This window comes from Motilibacter deserti (genome assembly GCF_011250635.1).
Classification (GTDB): domain Bacteria; phylum Actinomycetota; class Actinomycetes; order Motilibacterales; family Motilibacteraceae; genus Motilibacter_A; species Motilibacter_A deserti.
In genome coordinates this window covers 118775-141517 of sequence record NZ_JAANNP010000005.1, presented here as the reverse complement: position 1 = coordinate 141517, position 22743 = coordinate 118775, and the positions used below count along the sequence as shown (strand labels likewise).

Annotated in this window: 19 protein-coding genes; 15 read left to right on the top strand and 4 right to left on the bottom strand. The window is 74.8% G+C overall.

The window, feature by feature from the left end; translation table 11 throughout:
• Positions 1-4: 4 nt before the first annotated feature.
• Complete coding sequence (locus G9H71_RS11220) at positions 5-1102, bottom strand: DUF3866 family protein (protein ID WP_331272908.1); 1098 nt, start codon at positions 1100-1102, stop codon at positions 5-7.
• Between the two features lie 121 nt (positions 1103-1223).
• Here G9H71_RS11220 and G9H71_RS25065 point away from each other — a divergent pair, with 121 nt between their 5' ends.
• From G9H71_RS25065 to G9H71_RS11175, 9 genes are all read left to right on the top strand, one after another.
• Positions 1224-1595: an FKBP-type peptidyl-prolyl cis-trans isomerase gene (locus G9H71_RS25065; RefSeq protein WP_166281766.1), complete on the top strand. Its 372-nt coding sequence runs from the start codon at positions 1224-1226 to the stop codon at positions 1593-1595.
• Between the two features lie 240 nt (positions 1596-1835).
• A complete protein-coding gene (locus G9H71_RS11210) occupies positions 1836-2705 on the top strand; it encodes a helix-turn-helix transcriptional regulator (RefSeq protein ID WP_231134608.1) in 870 nt (289 codons plus the stop codon).
• Positions 2702-3670: a helix-turn-helix transcriptional regulator gene (locus G9H71_RS11205; RefSeq protein WP_166281764.1), complete on the top strand. Its 969-nt coding sequence runs from the start codon at positions 2702-2704 to the stop codon at positions 3668-3670. The genes G9H71_RS11210 and G9H71_RS11205 overlap by 4 nt, the downstream gene beginning before the upstream one ends.
• A gap of 125 nt (positions 3671-3795) precedes the next feature.
• Positions 3796-4116: a hypothetical protein gene (locus G9H71_RS11200; protein WP_166281762.1), complete on the top strand. Its 321-nt coding sequence runs from the start codon at positions 3796-3798 to the stop codon at positions 4114-4116.
• 95 nt (positions 4117-4211) lie between these two features.
• Positions 4212-4445, top strand: coding sequence for a hypothetical protein (locus tag G9H71_RS11195; protein WP_166281760.1), 234 nt, complete (start codon positions 4212-4214; stop codon positions 4443-4445).
• A 130-nt stretch (positions 4446-4575) separates the two neighbouring features.
• Positions 4576-4869 (top strand): Sec-independent protein translocase subunit TatA, encoded by a 294-nt coding sequence (gene tatA / locus G9H71_RS11190; RefSeq protein WP_166281758.1) that lies wholly within the window; start codon positions 4576-4578, stop codon positions 4867-4869.
• Positions 4870-4901: 32 nt separating this feature from the next.
• Positions 4902-5819, top strand: a complete 918-nt coding sequence (gene tatC, locus G9H71_RS11185; RefSeq protein ID WP_166281756.1) for a twin-arginine translocase subunit TatC — start codon at positions 4902-4904, stop codon at positions 5817-5819.
• A gap of 92 nt (positions 5820-5911) precedes the next feature.
• Complete coding sequence (locus tag G9H71_RS11180) at positions 5912-8638, top strand: DEAD/DEAH box helicase (RefSeq protein ID WP_166281754.1); 2727 nt, start codon at positions 5912-5914, stop codon at positions 8636-8638.
• Between the two features lie 437 nt (positions 8639-9075).
• Complete coding sequence (locus tag G9H71_RS11175) at positions 9076-11385, top strand: hypothetical protein (RefSeq protein WP_166281752.1); 2310 nt, start codon at positions 9076-9078, stop codon at positions 11383-11385.
• Positions 11386-11446: 61 nt separating this feature from the next.
• Here G9H71_RS11175 and G9H71_RS11170 read toward each other — a convergent pair whose 3' ends face one another.
• Entirely contained in the window at positions 11447-12403 is a 957-nt protein-coding gene (locus tag G9H71_RS11170; protein ID WP_196791973.1) for a 5'-3' exonuclease, read from the bottom strand.
• Between G9H71_RS11170 and G9H71_RS11165 the strand changes: the two genes are divergently transcribed.
• The 3 genes from G9H71_RS11165 to G9H71_RS11155 all read left to right on the top strand — a co-directional run bounded on the left by G9H71_RS11165 (position 12402) and on the right by G9H71_RS11155 (position 15938).
• Positions 12402-13568 (top strand): M24 family metallopeptidase, encoded by a 1167-nt coding sequence (locus G9H71_RS11165; protein ID WP_166281748.1) that lies wholly within the window; start codon positions 12402-12404, stop codon positions 13566-13568. The two genes, G9H71_RS11170 and G9H71_RS11165, sit on opposite strands and share 2 nt — an antisense overlap.
• Positions 13569-13826: 258 nt before the next feature.
• Positions 13827-14225 carry a CAP domain-containing protein gene (locus tag G9H71_RS11160; RefSeq protein ID WP_166281746.1) on the top strand — a complete coding sequence of 133 codons (399 nt, stop codon included), beginning with the start codon at positions 13827-13829 and terminating at the stop codon, positions 14223-14225.
• A gap of 69 nt (positions 14226-14294) precedes the next feature.
• On the top strand, positions 14295-15938 hold the full coding sequence (locus G9H71_RS11155) for an amidohydrolase (protein WP_331272907.1): 1644 nt from the start codon (positions 14295-14297) through the stop codon (positions 15936-15938).
• Positions 15939-15979: 41 nt separating this feature from the next.
• Here G9H71_RS11155 and G9H71_RS11150 read toward each other — a convergent pair whose 3' ends face one another.
• Positions 15980-18412 carry an FG-GAP repeat domain-containing protein gene (locus G9H71_RS11150; protein ID WP_166281742.1) on the bottom strand — a complete coding sequence of 811 codons (2433 nt, stop codon included), beginning with the start codon at positions 18410-18412 and terminating at the stop codon, positions 15980-15982.
• Between the two features lie 699 nt (positions 18413-19111).
• Between G9H71_RS11150 and lnt the strand changes: the two genes are divergently transcribed.
• Genes lnt through G9H71_RS11135 form a run of 3 tightly spaced genes read left to right on the top strand, consistent with a single transcriptional unit; the run spans position 19112 to position 22120 of the window.
• On the top strand, positions 19112-20734 hold the full coding sequence (gene lnt / locus G9H71_RS11145; RefSeq protein ID WP_166281740.1) for an apolipoprotein N-acyltransferase: 1623 nt from the start codon (positions 19112-19114) through the stop codon (positions 20732-20734).
• On the top strand, positions 20731-21531 hold the full coding sequence (locus G9H71_RS11140; protein WP_166281738.1) for a polyprenol monophosphomannose synthase: 801 nt from the start codon (positions 20731-20733) through the stop codon (positions 21529-21531). The genes lnt and G9H71_RS11140 overlap by 4 nt, the downstream gene beginning before the upstream one ends.
• Before the next feature lie 13 nt (positions 21532-21544).
• Positions 21545-22120, top strand: coding sequence for an FxsA family protein (locus G9H71_RS11135; RefSeq protein WP_166281736.1), 576 nt, complete (start codon positions 21545-21547; stop codon positions 22118-22120).
• 111 nt (positions 22121-22231) lie between these two features.
• Here the strand turns inward: G9H71_RS11135 and G9H71_RS11130 are convergent, their stop codons facing one another.
• A complete protein-coding gene (locus tag G9H71_RS11130; RefSeq protein ID WP_166281734.1) occupies positions 22232-22588 on the bottom strand; it encodes an RNA polymerase-binding protein RbpA in 357 nt (118 codons plus the stop codon).
• Positions 22589-22743 lie beyond the last annotated feature (155 nt).

The following is a 22743-nucleotide window of genomic DNA, read 5'->3' as shown; positions in this document are numbered from 1 at the left end:
CGGGTCAGCGGCCGTCCGTGCCCAGCAGGGCGGCCGCGTGCCGGCCGGCGGCGGCGGGGGAGAGGAACGCGGCGGGGTCCGCGGCGTACCCCCTGCCCATGGAGGACAGGGCGGCCGGCGATGCGTCGAGGGCCTCGGGCAGGCCGGCGCAGGAGACCTCGACGAGGCGGTGACGGCTGCCGAGGCCGGCCGCCTCTGCCCTGACCTGCTCCGCGAGGGGGCCGGGCAGCACGTCGGCGAGCCGCGGCACGACGACGTCCGCAGCCGCGAGGGCAACCCGTCCGTACGCCGTCAGGCTGTGGTGCGACACCCCCCGGTGGCGCTCCCGCGGGTCTGCGCCGGACACCCGCAGCGCCGCGACCGCGCGCCCGCCCAGCGTCGACACCGCGTTGACCGCCTCGCCCGCGGCCACTCCGGAGAACCCCCACCGGGTGCCGGTCCCGAGGTTGCCCGGCCCCTGGGCCACGACGGCGACGTCGGCGCCGAGCACGTGCCGCGCCGCCAGCAGCCCGGTGTGCAGGGTGACCGCCTCGACGTCCCCGCCCATCGCCTGGCCGACCGTCACGGCGGCGGCGAGCCAGCCGGCCTCGCGCAGGGCCGCCACCGTGCGGGAGAACCAGACCGGCAGCGCCCCGCCGTCGGTCATGACGTAGGCGACGGTCGGCCGCGCGCCGCCCGCCCGCAGGCCCGCGACGACCGCCGGGAGCGCCGAATGCAGGTCGGCCACGACCACGGGCATTCCGTCGAGGCCGTCGGCGTCGGCGAGCAGCGCGTGGTGCGGGCTCTCCTGCTCGTCGACGCCGAGGACCACTGCCTGCGTGGGGGAGTAGCGCGCCTTGACCAGGTGCCCGGGAGCCGGCGGCGGGTCCGGCGGAAGCCGGTCGGGCAGCGCGACGACGAGCGCGAAGCCGCCCGTCCCCAGCCCGAGCTCCAGCGCGGTGACGTTGAGCAGCACCCGGTCCCCGGGCTCGGGGTCGCCGACGAGCGCCGGGTACGCGAGGGCGCGCGCCGCGCCCCCGTCCTCGAGCGCAACCTGCAGCTCCACGGCCCCCGGCCACGTCCGGCCGCGTGCCACGACCTCGCCCGCCCGCCACCGGATCACGGTCGGCACCCTACGCACAGCGGAAGCTGCGGCAGCAGCCAGTAAGGTCGCGGGAGCCGGTGGGCACCAGAGCCGCCGGCGCTGCCCCGGCCACCGGGCCGGGCGCGACGAGGAGGCGTACGTGAGCGAGAAGCCCGAGGTCGACTTCCCTGGCGGCGAGCCCCCGGCGGACCTCGTCATCGAGGACATCACGGTCGGCGACGGCGACGAGGCGCAGCCCGGCCAGAACGTCACCGTCCACTACGTCGGGGTCGCGTTCTCCACCGGCGAGGAGTTCGACGCTTCGTGGAACCGCGGCGAGGCGTTCACCTTCCCGCTGGGCAAGGGCCGCGTCATCGCCGGCTGGGACCGCGGCGTCGCGGGCATGAAGGTCGGCGGCCGCCGCCGCCTGGTGATCCCGCCGCACCTGGGCTACGGCAGCCGGGGCGCCGGGGCGGTCATCAAGCCCGGCGAGACGCTGATCTTCGTGGTGGACCTGCTGCAGGTGGGCTGAGGCACGGACGTCACCCTCGCGCCGGGCACGGGCGAGCCGGAGCAGGAGGCCGCGGCGCCCGCTCCGGCCCAGACCGTCTCCCGGCGCAAGACCGAGCGGCTGCTCAACCTGCTGCTGGCGCTGCTGGCGACCCGCCGGCCGCTGACCAAGCAGGAGCTGCGCGGCAGCGTCCCCGGCTACCCGGAGACCGACGAGGCGTTCGACCGCGCGTTCGAGCGTGACAAGGACGAGCTGCGCGAGATGGGCGTGCCCATCGAGACCGGCACGGTGAGCGGCAGCTCGCTGTTCGAGGACGAGGTCGGCTACCGCGTGCGCCGCGAGGCCTACGCGCTGCCCGAGGCGTCCTTCACACCGGACGAGATGGCGGTGCTCGCGCTCGCCGCCCGCGCCTGGCAGTCGGCCGCGCTGGCCGGCGCCGCGTCGCGGGCGCTGCTGAAGCTGCAGGCCTCCGGCGCGCAGATCGACGACGTCGCCGTCGCCGGGCTCGAGCCGCGGGTCGAGGCCAGCGAGCCGGCCTTCCTCCCGCTCGTGCGGGCGGTGCGCGATCGGCGGGTCGTCCGGTTCGACTACCGCACGCGCGGCGACGGCGAGCCGCAGCGCCGCGAGGTGGAGCCGTGGGGGGTCGTCTCCTGGCACGGCCGGTGGTACCTCGTCGGCCACGACCGAGGGCGGGACGCGACGCGCGTCTTCCGGCTCGGACGGGTCGTCGGCGACGTGACGGCGCGGGGGAAGGCGGGCGCCGTGACCGTCCCGGAAGGGGTGGACCTGCGCGCCGAGGTCGCCAGCCGCGCCGCTGCCCGCTCGGGCGGCGGCCGCGCGGTCGTCCGGCTCCGCTCGGGGCACGGCGGGTGGCTGCGCCGCCAGGCCGAGCCGGCCCCCGGGCGCGCCGAGGTCGGGAAGGACGAGGACGGCTGGGACGTGCTGGCGCTGCCCTACTCGGACCTGGAGATGCTCGCGGACGACGTCGCCGGCCTCGGCCCGGACGCCGTCGCGCTCGAGCCGGCCGAGCTGCGCGCCGCCGTCGTACGCCGGCTGCGGGCCGCGCTCGCGGTCGCCGCGGGCGGCCGGCAGGACGGCGGGCGGGCGGGGACGGAGGCGCAGCAGGCATGAGCGCACAGCAGAGCGCGTCGACGCGGCTCTCCCGCCTGCTCGCGCTGGTCCCGTACCTCCTTGCGCGCCCGGGCTCGCGCGTCGAGGACGTCGCCCAGGCGTTCGACATCCCCGAGGAGCAGCTCCTCGACGACCTGCAGCTGCTCTTCGTCTGCGGGCTGCCCGGCCACATGCCGGACGACCTCATCGAGGCCAGCTTCGAGGGCGGCGTCATCCACGTCGGGAACGCGGACGCCATCGCCCGGCCTTTGCGGCTCGGCGCGGACGAGGCCCTCGCGCTGCTCGTCGGGCTCCGCGCGCTCGCCGCGGTCCCGGGGCTCGTCCCGGGCCTGCAGGACCGGGACGCGCTGAACCGCGCGCTGGCCAAGCTCGAGGAGGCGGCCGGCGACGCGGCGGCGGCCGCCGAGAACGTCGCCGTGGACGTCGAGCCGGCCCCCGGCGCGCTGCCCGTCGTGCGGGGCGCGCTCGAGCGGCGCCGCCGGCTCCACCTGCGCTACTACGTCCCGGCGCGCGACGAGGTCACCGAGCGCGACGTCGACCCGATGCGCCTGCTCGTGGTCGACGGGCGCACCTACCTCGAGGGCTGGTGCCGTCGCGTCGACGACGTGCGGCTCTTCCGGCTCGACCGCGTCGTCGAGGCGGCCGAGCTCGACGCTTCCGCGCAGGTCCCCGCCGACGCGGAGCCGCGCGACGTCGGCGCCGGGCTCTTCCAGCCGGGCGACGGCGACGTGGCCGTCACGCTCGAGCTCGAGCCGGCCGGGCGCTGGGTGGCCGAGTACTACCCCTGCGAGGACGTCGAGGAGCTGCCCGGGCGCCGGCTGCGCGCGCGGCTGCGCACCTCGGAGACCGCGTGGGTGGTCCGGCTCGCGCTGCGGCTCGGCGGCTCCGGCCGCGTCCTCGACCCGCCGGAGGTCGCCGAAGCCGTGCGCACCCGGGCGAACGAGGCGCTCTCGGCGTACGCCTGAGGGGCTGCAAACCCTCCAGAGGAGTGACGGCGCGACCGGGACGTCAAGTCGTCCGCGGTGATGCCGAAGCAGTGGGTGTCGCTCCCGCACCACGGCGGGGCTCTACACCCCCTCCGGAGGACCGCATGACCACGATCAAGGCCTCGTGCCCCGTCTGCGGGGACGTCGAGCTCAAGCCCGCGCAGCTGCGCCTCGTCGTCTGCTCGCGCGCTGACTGGTCGTACTACGCCTTCACCTGCCCGACCTGCCGGGACGAGGTCCGCAAGCCGGCCGACGAGGAGATCGTCGCCCTGCTGGTCTCCGGCGGGGTCCCCGCCGAGCGCTGGCACGTGCCGGCCGAGGCGTTCGAGGAGAAGGCGGGCGCCGCCATCTCCTACGACGACGTCCTGGACTTCGTGCTCAACCTCGACCGGCTCGACGTCGAGGCGTCCTCGCTCTTCGGCTGAGGCGCACGACCGGGCTCTGCGCCCGGTGGCCGAGGCGCTCGGCAGCGACACGTCGCCCGGAGCGGCCACCCCTCGCCCCGCTAGGGTGAGCGCCCGTGTGGGCGTGGGCGGTGCTCTGGGCGGTGCTGTTGCTGGGCGCCGTCGTCGTGCTCGGCCTGCTCGCGCTGTCGCTGTGGCGCAAGAGCAAGGCGCTGATGCGCGAGGTGTCCGCCGCGAGCCGGCAGCTCACGATCGACATGTCCGTCCGGGGCGCGCCGGGGATGCCTGGCTCGTCCGGCGCGGCGCCCGGCGTGCCGCCCCCTTCGGCGTCCGGGCCGCATCCGGTCTAGGCCCCAGCTCGTCGTCCGACCGGGCGACACCTTTCGGCAACGTCACGGACAGGGCGCGTTCCTACCCCTGAGCCCACTGCTCGGCGTAGCATGACCGAGTCAGTTCGCGTCGAGCCGAGTGGGTCTCAACATGAGGAATCTGCAGGGCTGGGAGATCTTCGTTCTCCTCGCTGTCGTGGTGCTGCTCTTCGGCGCCAAGCGTCTCCCGGACACCGCACGTGGCCTTGGCCGTTCGCTGCGCATCTTCAAGGCCGAGACCAAGGGCCTGCGTGAGGACGACGCCAAGGACGCCACCAAGGACACGACCGTGACGACCGCGGCCGCCGAGCCCGTCGTGGTGGAGCCGCGTCCGATCGAGAGTGGCGTCGCGCAGGCGCCCGCCGCGGGCGCGCACGCCGTGCACCGCGACGCAGCAGACCGCTGACCTCTCCTTCCACTTCCTAGGGACGGCCCCTCGTGCCCAGTGTCGACGAGGCGGTCAGGGTGAACGGCGCGGCCCGCCGCGGGCCGCGCCTTCGCCGCAAACCGCGCAAGCCTCGTGAGCCGCAGCTCACCGAGGGGCAGATGACGCTCGTCGAGCACCTGCGCGAGCTGCGGTCGCGGCTGGTCAAGTCGCTCATCGCGGTCGTGCCCGGCGTCGTGATCGGCCTGGTGTTCTACCGGCCGATCTCGGACTTCCTCGTCGAGCCGATGTGCAAGGCCGACGTGGACCGGTTGGACGCCGACAGCTGCGGCGTCCTCGTGGCGAACGGCCTGACCGCCCCCTTCAACACGGCGATCGCCATCGCGTGCGTGACCGGCTTGATGATCGCTTCGCCGGTCTGGCTCTACCAGCTGTGGGCCTTCATCACGCCCGGGCTGCACAAGAACGAGCGCCGCTGGTCGCTGGCGTTCCTCGCGACGTCTCTGCCGCTCTTCTTCGCGGGCGCCGTCGTCTGCTACCTCGTGCTGCCCAAGGCGATCGACGTCCTGCTGAGCTTCACGATCAACGACGCGCAGAACCTCGTCGACGTCAACGAGTACCTCAACATCCTGTTGCGGCTCATCCTCGTCTTCGGGCTCGCGTTCGAGATCCCGGTCTTCGTCGCCATGCTCAACGCGGTCGGAGTCCTGCCGGCCAAGAAGCTGACCCAGTGGTGGCGGGCCATCACGCTGGGCGTGTTCGTTTTCGCCGCGGTGGCGACGCCGACCGGTGACCCGTTCACGATGCTGGCCCTGGCCACGCCGATGCTGGTCCTGTTCGTCCTCGCCTACTTCTTCTGCCGGTGGAACGACCGGCGGCGGCTGCGCAACCGGGGCGAGCCGGACTACGACGACCTCGCCGACGACGAGGTCTCGCCGCTCGACATGCGGCCCAGCAGCATCGACGACTGATCGTCCTACACGTCTGACCGAGGCCGGCCCCGCAGGTACGCCTGCGAGGCCGGCCTTCGTCATGCCCGGAACGTGACACGTAGGCTGAATCCATGAGCTCTCCGGCCGAGCGGTTCGCCGCGGCCCGGCGCAGGCAGGCGGACGAGCGCACGCAGCTCGGCCGCTTCCAGGCCGGCTACCCCTTCGGCCTCGACCCGTTCCAGCTCGAGGCGTGCCGCGCCCTCGAGGCCGGCCACGGGGTCCTCGTCGCCGCGCCCACCGGCTCGGGCAAGACGGTGGTCGGCGAGTTCGCCGTGCACCTGGCGCTCGCCGAGGGGCGCAAGTGCTTCTACACGACGCCGATCAAGGCGCTGTCGAACCAGAAGTTCCACGACCTGGTGGAGCGCTACGGCGCCGGGACCGTCGGCCTGCTCACCGGCGACAACACGATCAACGGCGAGGCGCCCGTCGTCGTCATGACGACCGAGGTCCTGCGCAACATGCTCTACGCCGGCAGCCCGACGCTGGCCGGGCTGGGCTTCGTGGTGATGGACGAGGTGCACTACCTCGCCGACCGCTTCCGCGGCGCGGTCTGGGAGGAGGTCATCCTCCACCTGCCCGAGTCCGTGCGGCTCGTCTCGCTCTCGGCCACGGTCAGCAACGCCGAGGAGTTCGGCGACTGGCTGGTGACCGTCCGCGGCGACACCACCGTGGTGCTCGAGGAGCACCGGCCCGTCCCGCTGTGGCAGCACGTGATGCTGGGCGACCGGCTCTACGACCTGTTCGTCGACGACGAGCAGCGCAAGGTCAACCCCGAGGTGGCCCGGGTCGCCCGCGAGCAGCAGCAGCGGATGTCCGAGCGCAGCTTCTCGCGCGGCGGCAGGGGCAACGGCGGGCCGCGCGGCCGGGGCGCCGCGCCTGCGTCCCGGGTCGAGGTGATCGAGCGGCTGCGCGCCGAAGGCCTGCTGCCGGCGATCACGTTCATCTTCAGCCGGGCCGGGTGCGACGCCGCGGTGCAGCAGTGCCTGCACGCGGGCCTGCGGCTCAACACCCCGGCGGAGGCGCTCGAAGTGCGCACGATCGTCGAGGCGCGCAGCTCGATCATCCCCGACGAGGACCTCAACGTGCTCGGCTACGCCGACTTCGTCGAGGCCGCCGAGCGCGGGATCGCCGCCCACCACGCCGGGCTGCTGCCGACGTTCAAGGAGATCGTCGAGGAGCTGTTCGTCCGCGGCCTGGTCAAGGCCGTCTTCGCCACCGAGACCCTCGCCCTCGGCATCAACATGCCGGCGCGCTCGGTGGTGCTCGAGAAGCTGGTCAAGTGGAACGGCGAGACGCACGCCGATGTCACACCGGGGGAGTACACCCAGCTCACCGGGCGGGCCGGGCGCCGCGGCATCGACGTCGAGGGCCACGCCGTGGTGCTCTTCACCCCGGGGCTCGACCCGGCGGCCGTCGCGGGGCTGGCGTCGACGCGCACCTATCCGCTGCGCTCGAGCTTCCGCCCGTCGTACAACATGGCCGTCAACCTCGTCCGGCAGTTCGGCCGCCCCCGCTCGCGCGAGCTGCTCGAGACCTCCTTCGCCCAGTTCCAGGCGGACCGGGCGGTCGTGGGCCTGGCCCGCCAGGTCCAGCGCAACGAGGCCGCGCTCGAGGGCTACCGCGAGGCCATGTCCTGCGAGCTCGGCGACTTCTCCGAGTACGCCGGGCTGCGGCGCGCGCTCAGCGACCGCGAGGCAGAGCTCGCCCGCCGCGGAGCGGCCAACCGCCGCGCGCAGGCCGCCGAGTCGCTGGAGAAGCTCAAGCCGGGCGACGTCATCCTGGTCCCGAGCGGTCGGCGGGCCGGGCTCGCGGTCGTGCTGGACCCAGGGCTCGTCGGCGGGTTCGACGGACCGCGGCCGACGGTGCTGACGCTCGACCGGCAGGTGCGCAAGCTGACGGCGGCCGACTTCCCGGTGCCGGTCGAGGCACTCGACCGGGTGAAGATCCCCAGGGGGTTCAACCCGCGCAGCCCGCAGGCGCGCCGCGACCTTGCCTCATCACTGCGCAACACCGGGCTCGCGACCGAGGGTGGGCGGCCGGTGCGGTCGCGCTCGCTGGCCGCGGACGACCCCGAGATCGCGCGGCTCCGGACGGCGATCCGCGAGCACCCCTGCCACCGCTGCCCGGACCGCGAGGAGCACGCACGCTGGGCGGAGCGGGCGTCGCGGCTCGACCGTGACACGAGCGTCCTGCAGCGCCGGGTCGCCTCGCGCACCCACACGATCGCGCGCACCTTCGACCGCGTCTGCGACCTGCTCGAGTCGCTTGGCTACCTCGAGGACGACCGGGTGACGCCGGCGGGGGAGCGGCTCGGCCGGCTCTACACCGAGCTGGACCTGCTGGCCGCCGAGTGCCTGCGGGCCAAGGTGTGGGAGGGCCTGTCGGCGCCCGAGCTCGCGGCCTGCGCGGCCGCGCTCGTCTACGAGTCGCGCTCGTCCGACGACGTCGGCGCGCCGCGGCTGCCGGAGGGCCAGGCCAGGACCGCGCTGCAGGAGACGGTCCGGCTGTTCGGCGAGATCGACGCCATCGAGGACGACTACAAGCTCGACTTCACCTCCGAGCCCGACCTCGGCTTCTCCTGGGCCGCCTACCGCTGGGCGTCCGGCGCCCGACTGGAGACCGTCCTGGCCGACAGCGGGCTCGCGGCCGGCGACTTCGTGCGCTGGTGCAAGCAGCTGATGGACCTGCTCGGGCAGCTCGCCGACGCGGCCCCCGAGGGCTCGTCCGTGCGCGGCACCGCCCGGCAGGCGATCGACAAGGTGCGGCGCGGGGTGGTGGCGTACTCCAGCGTGGCGTGAGGCGCAGCACTCGCGGTGCTTTCGCGGTGCCCTTCGGGGCAGCCCTGGCGCTGGTCCGCCCAGGCCGCCGTTGACAACGGCTCTGGTCGGCGGTTGCGTGGATCGGCCCGCGATAAATCCGACGGGCAGACCGAAGCCTCGCCGGGGGGCGCTGAGCGATGGACGCTACGAGAACGGTGCCCGAGCCGAGGGACACCGCGCCTGCTGGAACCGGAGGCATCAGGGCGGCCGACGCTCTCGCCTCGCTCAGCTCCGGCAGGGTCCTCGGTCCCGAGGAAGACGTCGGGGACGTGGCGCTCGGCCGGCAGTGGCCCCCCGACAGGACCGTTGCTGCGACGACCATCGAGGCCCTGCTCCTTGGGCGCTCGTGTGGTGATCAGCCGCCGCACCCCGCCGGCCTCCGGCTGAGCGGACTACGCATTCGCGGTGCTCTCGACGTGTCGAGGGGAGAGCTGGTCTGTGGCTTCACCGCCGACCACTGCTACTTCGAGGACCCCGTCGTCTTCGACGACGCATCCGGATCGTCGATCACGATCACCAACTGCCACCTGCGCGGGCTCAGCGCCGACTCGGTCGCGCTCACTCACAACCTGGAGCTGCAGCACTGTCACGTGACCGGCGAGGTCCGCTTGGCGGGCGCGCGCATCGCAGGGCAGCTGAACTGTGCGGGCACACAGATCAGCGCTGGAGCAGGCAAGCCCGCGCTGACGGCGTTCCTGCTCGACGTCCGCCGTGGCGTGCTGCTGACCGACGGGTTCCACTGCGAGGGCGAGACGTCGTTGCAGGGAGCGACGATCGGGCAGTTCATCGACCTCAGCGGAGCGACGTTCGACAACCCGGAGCGGGTCGCGCTCGAGTTCCGGGACCTTCGGCTCGACGGCTCGTTCATGGCGACCAGCCTGGATGTGCAGGGGACGCTGCAGCTGGAGCGTGGGTCGGTCTCGGCGCTGGACGTGGAGAGGTTGCGGCTGCGCTCGGGTGAGCACGACGACGCCCTGCTCGCCGGTGGCTTGGAGTGCGCGGGGCTGCTGCGCCTCGGCCCGCACTGCGACGTCGTGGGGACGGTCGTGCTCGATCACGCCAGCGCGAACCGCGCGATGCTGGGCGGGACGTTCCGGTGTCGCGAGGAGAAGGCAGGCGAGGGCGGAGCCGCCCCCGCCCCGTGCGCCTTCAGCGCGCGAAGCATGGACGTGGTCCGATCCTTCGAGAGCGACTCGAGCCTGCGGATCGAGGGCTCTCTCGTGCTGCAGGACGCGCGCCTCGGGGGTGACCTCGATCTGTCGCGGGCCGACGTCGAGGGGCCGCTCGGCTTCTTCTCGGTGTTGTGCGACCGCATCACGGTGGCCGGCGCGATGCACCTGAACGACGGCTTCCACCTCGTGGGCGGCGTCCGGCTGTGGGGTGGGTCCGTCGGCCGGGACCTGCTCCTCGGCGGGAGGTGGGAGGCCGGCGAGGGGGACGCATTCTCCGCCCTTCGCCTGAAGGTGGGCGGCTCGCTCGTCCTGCAGGAGCGGCTCGTCATGAACGGGACGCTCTCGGCGCAGCATGCCGTCGTCGAAGGCGACGTGGTGCTCGCGGGAACCGTCGGCGTGACCGCGTCCGATGCTGTCGACCTGACCCGGTCCACGGTCAAGGGCTCCATCCGGCCCTCGACGTCGAGCAGGCCCACGATCCGGGGCCGCCTGGCCATGGACTGCGTGAGGGCGGAGGGCGACGTGCGCCTGACCGGCCTCAGCTGCATCCAGGACGCGCCCGGCGAGGACGGCGCGCTTCCGCGCGAGGCCTCAACTGTGCAGGCCGACACCGTGCTCCTCAACGGCGCCCGGATCGAAGGTGCCTGCTACCTCAACGACTTCGTCGCACCGGGCGCTGTCCACCTCTTCGGCGCGCGTGTCGGGGGAGTGGTCAACCTGCGCGGCGGCGCGTTCCACGGCACCCCGCAGTCCCTCGAGGCGGAGGGGCTGCAGGCGCGGAGCCTGTTGCTGGACCGCGCCACCTTCACCGGGAGCGTCGCACTGCCGGACTGCGTGTTCGGCGGGCTCAATGCCACGCAGAGCGAGTTCGACCGATCGGTGAACTGCAGGCGTCTCACGGTCACGGGCCCGACCTATCTCAGCCCCGCGCGAGCGGACGGCCGGCTCGACCTGAGCCACGCCTCGATGGCGGTTCTCAAGGTGAACCCGGTGTTCCTGCGCTCGGGGCCGGAGGTCAACGGGCTGACCTACCGTGCGATCGAGGGCGAGCCCGCCACCGCGTTCGCCGCGATGCTGCCCACCGGTACCCGCTTCGCCGCGCAGCCGTACGAACAGCTGGCCTCCGCTCTGCGACAGTCGGGACATCCCGAGGTGTCGAAGGACGTCCTGATCGAGATGCGCAAGCACCAGCTCGGCGCAGCGCGCAAGAACGTGTTCGGGCGCGTGTGGTCGCGCACGCTGGGGGCCACGGTGGCCTTCGGCTACCGCCCGGAGCGCACCGTCGGCTGGCTCGTCCTCCTCGGCCTGCTGGGCGCACTGGTCTGCATGCTGGGGCACCCCGAGCACTTCCACGCCGCCCGCGAGGACGTGCCCGTCTTCAACCCTTGGGTGTACTCCTTCGACACGCTGCTGCCCATCATCGACTTCCGCCAGCAGGACGCGTGGATCCCCGGGTCGTACGTCCGGTGGTGGACCTGGTTCGTGACAGCCGCGGGGTGGATCCTGTCGACCGCCCTGGTCGCGGGTGTGACGCGGGCCATGAGCCGGACGTAGCGATGATGCGGCCGCAGCGGGTGGCCGGGACGCGAAGACGCCCCACGCGCGCGCCAGCGCCTCAGCGTGCCTCGGCCAACGCGGCGAGCAGCCGGTCCGCGGACCCGCCGAGGCCCCACTGCTCCACCAGGGCGGCGAACCCCTCCGGGTCCTTCGGCGCGGTGGGGAGCGTGTCGTCGTACTCCGGGAGCGGGACGTCCTGCGCCACCTGCACGACCACGGGCGCGGCGGCGAGGTAGTCCCGCGCCGCCGACAGCTTCGTCCGCACCGACCCGGCGATCGCCGGGTCGCCGCTGTCCAGCGCCGCGAGCAGCGCGTCCAGCGTCTTGAACTTCGTGATCAGCGTGGCCGCGGTCTTCTCCCCGACGCCGGGGACGCCGGGCAGCCCGTCCGACGGGTCGCCGCGCAACGTCGCGAAGTCGGCGTACGCCCGACCGGGGATTCCGTACTTCGCGCTCACCTTGGCCTCGTCCCAGGGCTCGGCCGCGCCGACGCCCTTGGGGACCGTGTAGCAGATGCGGATGTGGCGGGCGTCGTCGACAAGCTGCAGCAGGTCGCGGTCGCCCGTCACGACGTCGACCGGGCAGCCAGCCCGTTCGGCGACCGTCCCGAGCACGTCGTCGGCCTCGTACCCCTGAACCCCGATGCGTGCAATCCCGAGCAGGTCGAGTGCCTGCTCGATGACCGGCACCTGGGGGACGATCCCGGCCGGGACCTGCTCGGCGTCGCCCTCGGCGAGGCGATGCGCCTTGTAGGACGGGATGGCCGCGACGCGGAACGCCGGGCGCCAGGACGCGTCCATCGCCGCGACGATGCGCGTCGGCTGGCGGTCCTTCACCAGCCGGGCCACGAAGTCGAGGAAGCCGCGGACCGCGTTCACCGGGGTGCCGTCCGGCGCGGTCACCGACTCCGGGATGCCGTGGAAGGCCCGGAAGTACAGCGACGGGGAGTCGAGAGCGAGGAGCCGTTGCGCCACGACCCGACCCTCGCACACCCGGCTCGCTACGGTGGGGCCCATGAGCGCATCCGCCAGCCCCGTGTCGTCGTCCGGCCCCTCCGGCGAGGGCGCGGTGGACCGGGTGTCGGCGCTGCGCGGCCGGCTCGAGCGCGCCCGCGCCGCCACGCTGGAGGCCGGGCTCGACGCGCTCCTCGTGACGCCCGGCCCGGACCTGCGCTACCTCACCGGCTACGACGCCGTGACGCTGGAGCGCCTGACGTGCCTGGTGGTGCGCGCCTACGACGAGCCGCTCGTGGTCGTCCCGCAGCTCGAGCGGGCCGCGGCGCTCGCCTCGCCGATCGGGTCGCTCGGGCTCGGTGTGGCGACGTGGCAGGAGACCGACGACCCCTACGCGATCGTGGCCGCGACGGTGCCCGGGGCCAACCGGGTCGCGGTCGACGACCGGATGTGGGCCGTGAAGGCGCTCGAGTTCCGCCGCGCGCTGCCCAACGCCGAGCAGGAGGCGGCCGGCGTGGTCCTGCGCGAGCTGCGGATGCGCAAGGACGCGCCCGAGGTCGCGGCGCTGCGCGCCGCCGGCGCCGCGATCGACCGGGTGCACGCCCGCGTGGGGGAGTGGCTGCGCGCCGGGCGGACCGAGCGCGAGGTCGCCCGCGACATCGTCGACGCGATCCTGGCCGAGGGGCACGTCCGGGCCGACTTCGCGATCGTCGCGTCCGGCCCCAACGGCGCGTCTCCCCACCACGAGGTGTCCGACCGCGTGATCTCGCCCGGAGACCCGGTGGTCGTCGACATCGGCGGCACGACGGAGGAGGGCTACTGCTCCGACAGCACACGCACGTACGCCGTGGGCGAGCCGCCCGCCGACTTCCTGGCCTACTACGGCGCCCTGCAGGCCGCCCAAGAGGCCGCCTGCGCGGCCGCGAGCCCGGGGATGCCGTGCGAGGAGGTCGACCGGGCCGCCCGCGAGGTGCTCGAGGAGGCCGGCTGGGGCGAGAAGTTCATCCACCGGACGGGGCACGGCATCGGCCTCGAGACGCACGAGGACCCCTACATCGTGGCGGGCAACCTGCAGCTGCTCGAGCCGGGGATGGCGTTCTCCGTGGAGCCCGGCGTCTATGTCGAGGGCCGGCACGGCGCCCGCATCGAGGACATCGTGGTCTGCACCGCGGACGGGGCCGAGCGGCTCAACGCCCGCCCGCGGGACCTGGTCGTGCTGGACGCGTGAGCCGGCCTGACGGCCGCGCGGAACCCCCCCTTGACCGTCCGCCGTGACCGAGCTCGAGGGACAAACCACTCAAGCCCGGGCAGACACGCGCCGAGGCCCAGGTGTCACCCGATGTAACACGGGTGTGTAAGGATCCAACCGCTTCTGACCGAAACCTGTGAGGACGTGACCGTGACCCGGCCCGCCCCCCGCGCACGCATGCGCTCTCTTCTGGTCGCCGCGCTCGCGGCCACCTCTGTCGTCATTCCCATCGCCGGTGTGACGCAAACCGCTTCTGCTGCCCCGGTCAAGCGCAGCAACGCGGCACTGGCCAAGGAGGTGCTCGCGGACCTCAACGCGTCGCGCAGGGCGCACGGGCTCGCCCCGCTCAAGGCCCGGACCGACCTCAACGCCTACGCCGCCAAGCACTCCAAGGCCATGGCCGGCCCGGGCAAGCTCTACCACTCGAGCGGCCTGTCGACGCTGTGCTGCTGGGCCCGCGTCGGCGAGAACGTCGCCTACGCCGGCTCGGCCGCGCAGGCCTCGGAGACGCTCTACGCCTCGGCGCCGCACCGGGCCAACATCCTGGACCGCCGCTTCGACGAGGTCGGCGTCGCCGTCGTCCAGTCCGGCGGGCTCGTCTGGGTCACCGAGGTCTTCCGCGACCGTCGGGGCTGACGCTCCGGCCGTCACCGGCCGCCCTCCCCTCGGCACGGCGCGGGGAGGGCCGGGGGCAGGATGCCTCCCGTGCCTGCTTACCCCCCGCCCGAGCCCCTCGAGCCGCTGCCCCGGGCGGTCCTGCTCTACAACGGCTCGGTCCACAGCCCCGCCGACCCCTTCGCGACCGCCATGCTCGTGGTGGAGGGCAGCGTCGCCTGGGTGGGGCAGGACGCCGCCGGGCGCGCGTCCGCGCCGCAGGGCGCGCACCTCGTCGACCTCGACGGCGCGCTCGTCACCCCGGCCTTCGTCGACGCCCATGTGCACACGACCGGGACCGGGCTCTCGCTGATCGGGCTCGACGTACGCCCGGCCCGCAGCGCCGCACAGCTGCTCGACGCGGTGCGGCGGGCCGCGCGCGAGGCGGCCGGCCCCCAGTCCGTCGGGCCCGTCCTCGGCTCCGGCTGGGACGAGACGGCGTGGCCCGACACGCGGCTGCCGTCCGCCGAGGAGCTGGACGAGGCCGCAGGCGGCCGTCCCGTCCTGCTCACCCGGGTCGACGCCCACGCCTCCCTGGCCTCGTCCGCCGCGCTGCGCAGCCTCGCCGCGGCCCACCCGCAGCGCGGGCCGTGGGAGTCCGCCCATCTCACCGGCAGCGCGCACGCCGCGGCGGCCCGCTGGGCGCACGACGCGCTGCCCGCCGCGCACCGGTCGCTCGCACAGCGCGCCGCCCTCCGCCACGCCGCGTCCCTGGGCATCGGCTGCGTCCACGAGATGGCCGGGCCGGCGTTCAGCAGCCTCGACGACCTCGGCGCGCTGCTGGAGCTCAGCGCCCAGGACAGCGCCCTGCCCGACGTCCTCGGCTACTGGGGGGAGCTCGGCGGCGCGGAGGCGGCCGAAGGCGTGGGGGCCATCGGCGCCGCGGGGGACATCCTCGTCGACGGGACGGTCGGCTCGCGGACCGCGGCGCTGCGCGCGGCGTACGCGGACGGGACCGCGGCGCCCGCCGCGTACCTCACCGCCGCGCAGGTCCGGGACCACGTCGTCGCCTGCACCCGCAGCGGGCTGCAGGCCGGCTTCCACGTCATCGGCGACGGCGCGCTCGACGTCGCGCTGGCCGGCCTCGAGGAGGCCGCCACCGTGGTCGGCGAGGGGCCGCTGCGGGCCGGACGCCACCGGCTCGAGCACGTCGAGCTCGCCGACGCGGACGCCGTGGGGAGGCTCGCCCGGCTGGGCGTCAGCGCCTCGGTGCAGCCCGCCTTCGACGCGCTGTGGGGCGGGGAGACGGGGATGTACGCCCAGCGGCTCGGTCGGGAGCGGGCGCGGGCGCTCAACCCGTTCGCCGCCATGGCCGCGGCCGGCGTCGTGCTCGCCCTCGGCAGCGACGCGCCCGTCACCCCGCTCGCCCCCTGGGAGGCGGTCCGGGCCGCGACCCACCACTCGACGCCGGGCTCCGGCCTCTCGGCCCGGGCCGCGTTCACCGCCCACACCCGGGGCGGCTGGCGGGCCGCCCGGCGTGACGACGCCGGGGTGCTGGCTCCCGGCGCGCCGGCGACGTACGCCGTGTGGGAGGCGGGCGAGCTCTTGGTGCAGGCGCCGGACCTGCGGGTGTCGAACTGGTCGACCGACCCGCGCTCGGGCGTCCCGGGCCTGCCCGACCTCACGCCGGGCGTGCCCGTCCCGCGCTGCCTGCGCACGGTCGTGCGCGGGCGTGCGGTCTACATCGCGGCCTAAGCGTCGGGCCCGGGGCGGTCAGCCCCGGGCCCGGCCTTGGATCAGGGGCTGACGCGCGGCAGCGACGGCGCGACCGGGCCGACCGGCGCGACGGGCTCGATGCGCGCCGCTTGCCCGAGGGACTGCCGGGAGAGCTGCGCCTTCGTCATCGGCGGCAGCACCGCGTACGGGCCGGTGTCCCGGCTGTCGATCGGCAGCCAGCCGTCGAGGTAGACGCCGAGCCAGGCCATGGCGAGCATGCTCGCCGCGTACTCCTCACGGCCGGGGTAGTTGTCCTCGCCCGGCTGGAAGGTCCGCCCGTCGGGGTTGCGCGCCTGAAGGGCCAGCTGGCCGTCCAGGTGCATCGAGAGCAGGTCCCAGGCCTCCTCGCGCGCCGCGGGGTCCTGTGTCGTGAGGAGGCGGAACGCGTCGAGGCTGGCGAACTGCGCCCGCCGGATCGTGCCCCAGCGCGAGCCCTGCGGGAAGAAGACCTGCCCGTCGGGGCGGTAGATCGTGCTCGTCGTGACCGTGCCGTCGGGGTCGGTCCGGGTGTAGAGCTCCTTGGTGAACGCGTTCCAGACCAGGTCGGCGTTGACGTAGGCCGCCTCGGGGGCCTCGTTGTCCGCGAGGCGGGCGAAGGCCGCGTTCCACCAGTTCTGCTGCACGGTCGAGATGTAGTCCGGGCTCACGAGGCCCTGGTTGACGACCGTGCCGTTGGGGTCGGCGTTCCAGCCGCTCAGCCGCTGACCGATGCGGACCCCGTTGACGCGGCGGCTGGACTGGGCGTCCCACTGGGTCGCGAACGACGAGGCCTGGTAGTCGACCGCCTTGCGCTGCCAGAGCCGGGCGTGCGGGTGCGACGGCATCATCGCGGCGGCCAGCCCGAGCAGCGCGCCGTTCCAGGAGTTCTCCTCGGCCTTCGTGTCCCCGGGGGAGAGCTCGGCGCCGCCGCGGTCCTTCCAGTACGGCACGCCCACCGTCAGCAGCTGGTCCGCCTCGGCGACGATCATGGTGGCGGTGTACTCCCGCGCCTGGGGCGGCAGCTCGTCCCAGGTCAGCCAGGCGGCGAGGCCGGCGAGCATCGCCCAGTGCGCGGTCTGCCAGCCGTAGCCCCAGCCGCCGGGGGTGAACGCCGCGTGCTCGCAGGAGATCGAGCGGACGAGCCAGGAGACGTACTCCTGCGCCCGCTCGGCCGGGACGCCGACCAGGCCCTCGTCGTAGCCGCTCGTCGAGAGCCCGACCGCCAGCGTCAGGGCGCGCATGGCGGGGATGCGGACGGCGTACTCGATCTGGTTGGGCTGCCACGGGGCGAAGAGGTCGGCGTAGGGCTGGCGCACCACGGTCTGGGACATGTAGCCCGCGCCCAGCAGGTAGCGCTGCGCGGTCAGCAGCGCCGAGCGCGCCTTGCCCGCGGCGTCCTGGTCGCCCATCGCCTGGCGCAGCCCGACGGCCGGCGTGACCAGCGCCGCGTTGGCGTCCAGCCGGCGCTGCACGCGCTTGGCCGCCGCCCAGGGGCAGGAGGACGCCGTCTCGCCCGCCGGCGTACGCCAGGGCAGCGGCACCATGCCGTCGAGCCGGGGCACGATCTGGCGACGTGTCGGGGCGCTGGCGAGGAAGTCGTCACGCAGCAGCCAGGTGCGCCCGCGCACCGTGCCCACCGAGTCACGGCCGTCGCCGTTCCAGTCGCCGACGACGGGCTCGTCGCTCGCCGAGCCGAACTTCAGCACGACGCCGCCGGCGGGGATGCCGGGCACGGCGGGCGGCGGCGGAGGGGGTGTCGTGGGGGAGGCGGAGGGCGAGGCGCCCGGCGACGGCGCAGGGCGCGGCTGCAGCCGCGCGGCGGGCGCCCGCAGGTAGAACGTGTCGCCGCGGCGGACGCCGATGTCGTCCACGCGGTTGCCGTCCCAGTCGCCCACGACGGGCACGTCGCCCGGCCGGCCGTACCGCAGCCGGGTCGTGCGAGCGACGGACCCGTCGAGCCGCAGCACCTGCTGGGTGAGCACGCCGTCGCGGTAGACGCCGATGTCGCTGCGCCCGTCGCCGTCCCAGTCGCCGACCACCGGGACGTCGCCCGCACCCCCGAGCAGCACCGTGCGTGCCGGCGCGGGGGCCTTGCCGACGGCGACCGCCCAGAACGTCCACGTCCCGTTGAGGTACGCCGCCGGCGTCCAGGCCCCGTCGCCCTCCCAGTCGCCCCATAGCGCGACGCCACCCTCGGGCGTCGGGACGCGGACGACGATCTCGTAGCCGCTCTGGTCCGCGGTGGTCTTGGCCACCCGCTGGTCGACCGCGGCGTAGCCGGGGACGCTGCGCTCGGGGGAGACCTCGGGCGCCGGGCCGACCTGCGCCGGGCGCGCGGGGACGGCTCCCGCCGGGCCCGCGTCGGGCAGGACCGTCAGCAGGCTGAGGCCGAGAGCGCCGGCGACGGCGGGGACCAGGAACCGGGTGTGGCGCGGGTGGACGGCGTGGCGCGGCGTTGCGGACGCGAAGAGCACTGGGGAAGCCCCTACGGTCGGACGACGGGATCGGGCACGGCGGCGCGGGCGCACGCACCGGCTGCCGAAGGGTACGCGGCGTGTCGTGCTCGACACGCCGCAGCGAAGATGTCCGGAGCCCGAACGACGGATGTCCGGCGAGGGGCGCTGACCTGCAGCTTCCGCCATCTGTGCAGGTCAGACGCGGGTTGACACTCCATCCAGCCTGAGTACCGTCGTGCCCAGTCCAGCGCGAGGACGACCGAGGGAAAGCCCCGCGCACGGTGCGTCGAAACCCCGGGTCAGGGCGGCGGGCGATCCCCGCCGTGCTCCCGCGCCAGGCCCGGCGTCGGCGATGCGCCCCGTCGAGGCGCGGCACCTCGGGGGACGGGACACGGGTGAGAGCGGAGGCCCAGTAGACAACGGCTGGGGAACTCGCGGCCAGCGAGTCCGAGTCGGTCCGAAGGGCCTGCGCGCCCCCGTGTCCCGTCCCGCACGCGCAGCGCTCGGCCGCCGCGTCTGGCCCGGCGTTCCCGTACCCTCGCCAGGAGGAGCGGCCGCCCGGGGCCGTGACGCGGCGGACTGCGGAGGCGCGGGGTGGTCGAGGCACAGGCTCCCGCCGCCGTGCCTCGGGGCAGGGGCCTGTCGGGCCGTCGCCCGTCGCTGCCGCCCGTCCCGCCCGAGGCGAGCTCTGCCGCCCCGTCGCCCTCCCCGTCGTCGATGGCGCCTGCGGAGCGGTCCCGCCGCGTCGCCCTCCGGGCCGTTGCGGCCGCCGGCTCCGGAGCCCTCCTGCTCCTGGCCTTCGCGCCGTACTCCGTCTGGCCCGCCGCCCCGGCCGGCGTGGCCCTGCTGTCGCTGGCCACCCGCGGGGTGCACGCGCGCCGCGGGGCCGCCCTCGGGCTGCTCGCCGGCGTCACGTTCATGGTCCCGCTGCTGGAGTGGAGCGGCGTCTACGTCGGCCCGGCCCCCTGGCTTCTCCTCGCCGCCAGCCAGGCCGCCTTCTTCGCCGGCCTCGGCTCGGTGCTCGCGTTGCTCGGCCGCCTGTCGCCCGCGCTGTGGGCCTTCGGGACCGGTGCCGCGTGGGTCCTGCAGGAGGCGCTGCGCGGCCGGCTGCCCTACGGCGGGTTCCCCTGGGGCCGGCTGGGCCTGGCGACGGGCGACGCGGCCTACACCCACCTGGCCCGGCTCGGCGGCGTCCCGCTCGTCACCTTCGGCTACGCCCTCGCCGGAGGGTGCCTGGCCGCCGCCGTCCTCGGCGCGGCTCGGCGGCGCACGGCCGGGGCGACGATCGCCCTCGCTGCGGCTGCCGCGGTCACGCTCGGGCCGTTGGCCGTCCCGTTCGCCGCGCCGGCCGCCCGTTCCGCGGTCGTGGCGGTCGTGCAGGGCGACGTGCCACGCGAGGGGCTCGACTTCAACGCCCAGCGCCAGGCGGTGCTGCGCAATCACGTCGCCCGTACGCACGAGCTGGCCAACCGCGTACGCGCCGGCGAGGTGCCGGCCCCCGAGATCGTGCTGTGGCCGGAGAACAGCTCCGACATCGACCCGTTCCTGGACCCCTCGTCCTACGCGCTGATCGACGACGCCGTGCGCGACATCGGGGTCCCCGTCCTGGTGGGCGCGGTCCTGCGCGGCCCCGGCGAGATGTCCTCGAACACGGGCATCCTGTGGGACCCCGAGACGGGCCCGGGCCAGTCCTACGTCAAGCGGCACCCGGTCCCGTTCGCCGAGTACATCCCGATGCGCAGCATCGCGCGCACGGTGTCCTCGGCCGTCGACCGCGTCACCCGCGACTTCGCGGCAGGAGACCGCGTCGGGGTGTTCGACAGCCCGGCGGCGGCCCCGACGCTGCGGCTCGGGGACGTCATCTGCTTCGAGGTCGGCTACGACGGGTTGATCCGCGACACGGTCGACGAGGGCGCCCAAGTGCTGGTCGTGCAGACCAACAACGCCACCTTCGGGCGCACCCCGCAGACCGAGCAGCAGTTGCAGATGTCGCGGCTGCGCGCGCAGGAGACCGGGCGCTGGGTGCTGGTGGCCGCCACCAGCGGGGTGAGCGCGGTCGTCTCGCCCGCGGGCGACGTCGTGCAGCGGACCGAGCTCTTCGAGCCCGACGTGCTCGTGCAGCGCATCGCGCTCGCCGACCAGGGGCAGCGCACGCTCGCCTCCCGGCTCGGCCTGCTGCCCGAGGCGGCCCTGGCGCTGGCGGCCGTGGCGCTCGCCGCCGTGCCGCTGGCCGGAACCCGCCGCGGCCGCCGGCTCGTCGAAGGGGTACGCCGGGGCGGCTCGCCCCGGAGGGGGAGCGACGCGCAGCCCGCGCGCCGGACGGACGGAGAACAGCAGTGACCGGGGCGTACCAGTCCGAAGCGGGGCCGACAGCTATCAAGCCGGAGCCGCTCGGACGCGTCCTCGTCGTCGTCCCGACCTACAACGAGGCGATCAACGTCGCGCGCACCGTCGGACGGGTCCGGGCCGCGGTGCCCGACGCGCACGTGCTCGTGGTGGACGACAACAGCCCGGACGGCACCGGCAAGATCGCCGACGGCCTGGCCGCCGAGGACCCCGCGGTGCACGTGCTGCACCGCGCCGGCAAGGAGGGGCTCGGCGCCGCCTACCTCGCCGGGTTCGCCTGGGCGCTCGAGCGCGACTACGGCACGGTCGTTGAGCTCGACGCCGACGGGAGCCACCAGCCCGAGCAGCTGCCGCTGCTGCTGGAGCGGCTGCTGACCGCCGACCTCGTCCTCGGGTCGCGCTACGTGCGCGGCGGGAAGGTCGTGAACTGGCCGCGCTCGCGGGAGGTGCTTTCGCGCGGGGGCAACATCTACACCCGGCTCGCGCTCGGCATCGGCCTGCAGGACGCGACCGGGGGCTACCGCGCGTTCCGGCGCCGCACTCTCGAGGCGCTCGACCTGGAGACGGTCCACTCGCAGGGCTACTGCTTCCAGGTCGACCTGGCCTGGCGTGCCGTCCGCGCCGGTTTCCGGGTCGCCGAGGTCCCGATCACGTTCGTCGAGCGCGAGCACGGCGAGTCCAAGATGAGTGGCCCGATCGTGCGCGAGGCCCTGCTCCGGGTGACGCTGTGGGGGGCTATGGACCTGCCGTCCCGGGCCCGCCGGCTGGTGCGGCGCCCGGCCGGCGGCTGAGGCGGAGGCCGCGTTGCCCCTCGTCGTCCTGCTCGTCCTGGTCGGCCTGCCCGTCGCCGAGGTCTACACCCTGGTCCAGGTCGCCCAGGAGACCGGAGCGGCCCCCGCTCTCCTCCTGCTGCTGGCGACGTCGCTGCTCGGGCTGTGGCTGCTGCGGCGGGAAGGGGTACGCGCCTGGAGCGCGCTGCGTGGGTCGATGGCCGGCGGCCAGCTGCCCGGCCGGGAGCTCGCCGACGCTGCGCTCGTGCTGCTCGGCGCAGGGCTGCTGTCCGTGCCCGGCTTCCTCAGCGATGTCGTCGGGCTGCTGCTGCTCTTCCCGCCGACGCGAGCGCTCGCCCGGTCGGCGTTCGTCCTGCTGCTCACCCGCCGAGTGGCGCGCCGGCTCGGGCTCTCGCCCGCCGCGTTGCGCGCCGCGGCCGCCGGTGGCGGCGTGTGGCCGCCGGGGGCCGCGCCGCCCGGCTCGGCACCGCCGGGGCCCGTGCCGCCGGGCTGGCCCGGAGCGCGGCGGGGCGGCGGGGCGGCCGGTCCGGGCCGGGTGATCGAGGGCGAGGTCGTCGACCCGGACGACGGCCCCGCGAAGGAGCGGTAGCGGCGACGCTGCGTGGGCCGAGGCGCCTGGGCCGGTGGGTGCCCGCAGCGGCCCGCGCACGCAGAAGGGCCCCGGGGCGTCGCCCCGGGGCCCTCCTCCTGTCAGCTCAGGTCAGGCGCTCTTGCGCGTCGTCTCGCCGCGCCGCGCCCGCAGCAGCTCCAGCCGCTCTGCGAGCAGCTCCTCGAGCTCGGCCACGGTCCGGCGCTCCATCAGCATGTCCCAGTGCGTCCGCGGGGGCTTGGCCCGCTTCGGCTCGGGGCGGGAGGCGTCGACCTGCAGCGCCTCCTGGCCGCAGACCCGACACTCCCACACCAGTGGGACCTCGGCCTCGGTGGAGAACGGGACGGACGTCCGGTGTCCTGCCGCGCAGTCGTACTCCACGCGCTGTCGGGGGGCGGCGTCCACGCCCGTGTCCGACTCGTAGCTCTGCGCGCCGAGACGCGAGCCGCGTAGCGCTCGCTCAGCCATCGGATGCCTCCTCGCTCACATAGGGGACCGGGACTCTCCCCAGCACCTGATCCAACGCATCACCGTCGGAACCGATTCCCTGTTATGTAGGGTGCCCCACGGGACGTCTCTCGACGCGTCTGCGTGACGAACCGCACTGCCGCGACCCGCGCCGC

Coding starts and splice junctions, on each gene's coding strand:
- G9H71_RS11210 (WP_231134608.1), top strand. CDS start 1,836: ATGGGCGTGCCCATCGAGACCGGCACGGTGAGCGGCAGCTCGCTGTTC.
- G9H71_RS11205 (WP_166281764.1), top strand. CDS start 2,702: ATGAGCGCACAGCAGAGCGCGTCGACGCGGCTCTCCCGCCTGCTCGCG.
- G9H71_RS11200 (WP_166281762.1), top strand. CDS start 3,796: ATGACCACGATCAAGGCCTCGTGCCCCGTCTGCGGGGACGTCGAGCTC.
- tatA (WP_166281758.1), top strand. CDS start 4,576: ATGAGGAATCTGCAGGGCTGGGAGATCTTCGTTCTCCTCGCTGTCGTG.
- G9H71_RS11180 (WP_166281754.1), top strand. CDS start 5,912: ATGAGCTCTCCGGCCGAGCGGTTCGCCGCGGCCCGGCGCAGGCAGGCG.
- G9H71_RS11165 (WP_166281748.1), top strand. CDS start 12,402: ATGAGCGCATCCGCCAGCCCCGTGTCGTCGTCCGGCCCCTCCGGCGAG.
- G9H71_RS11170 (WP_196791973.1), bottom strand. CDS start 12,403: ATGGGCCCCACCGTAGCGAGCCGGGTGTGCGAGGGTCGGGTCGTGGCG.
- lnt (WP_166281740.1), top strand. CDS start 19,112: ATGGCGCCTGCGGAGCGGTCCCGCCGCGTCGCCCTCCGGGCCGTTGCG.
- G9H71_RS11130 (WP_166281734.1), bottom strand. CDS start 22,588: ATGGCTGAGCGAGCGCTACGCGGCTCGCGTCTCGGCGCGCAGAGCTAC.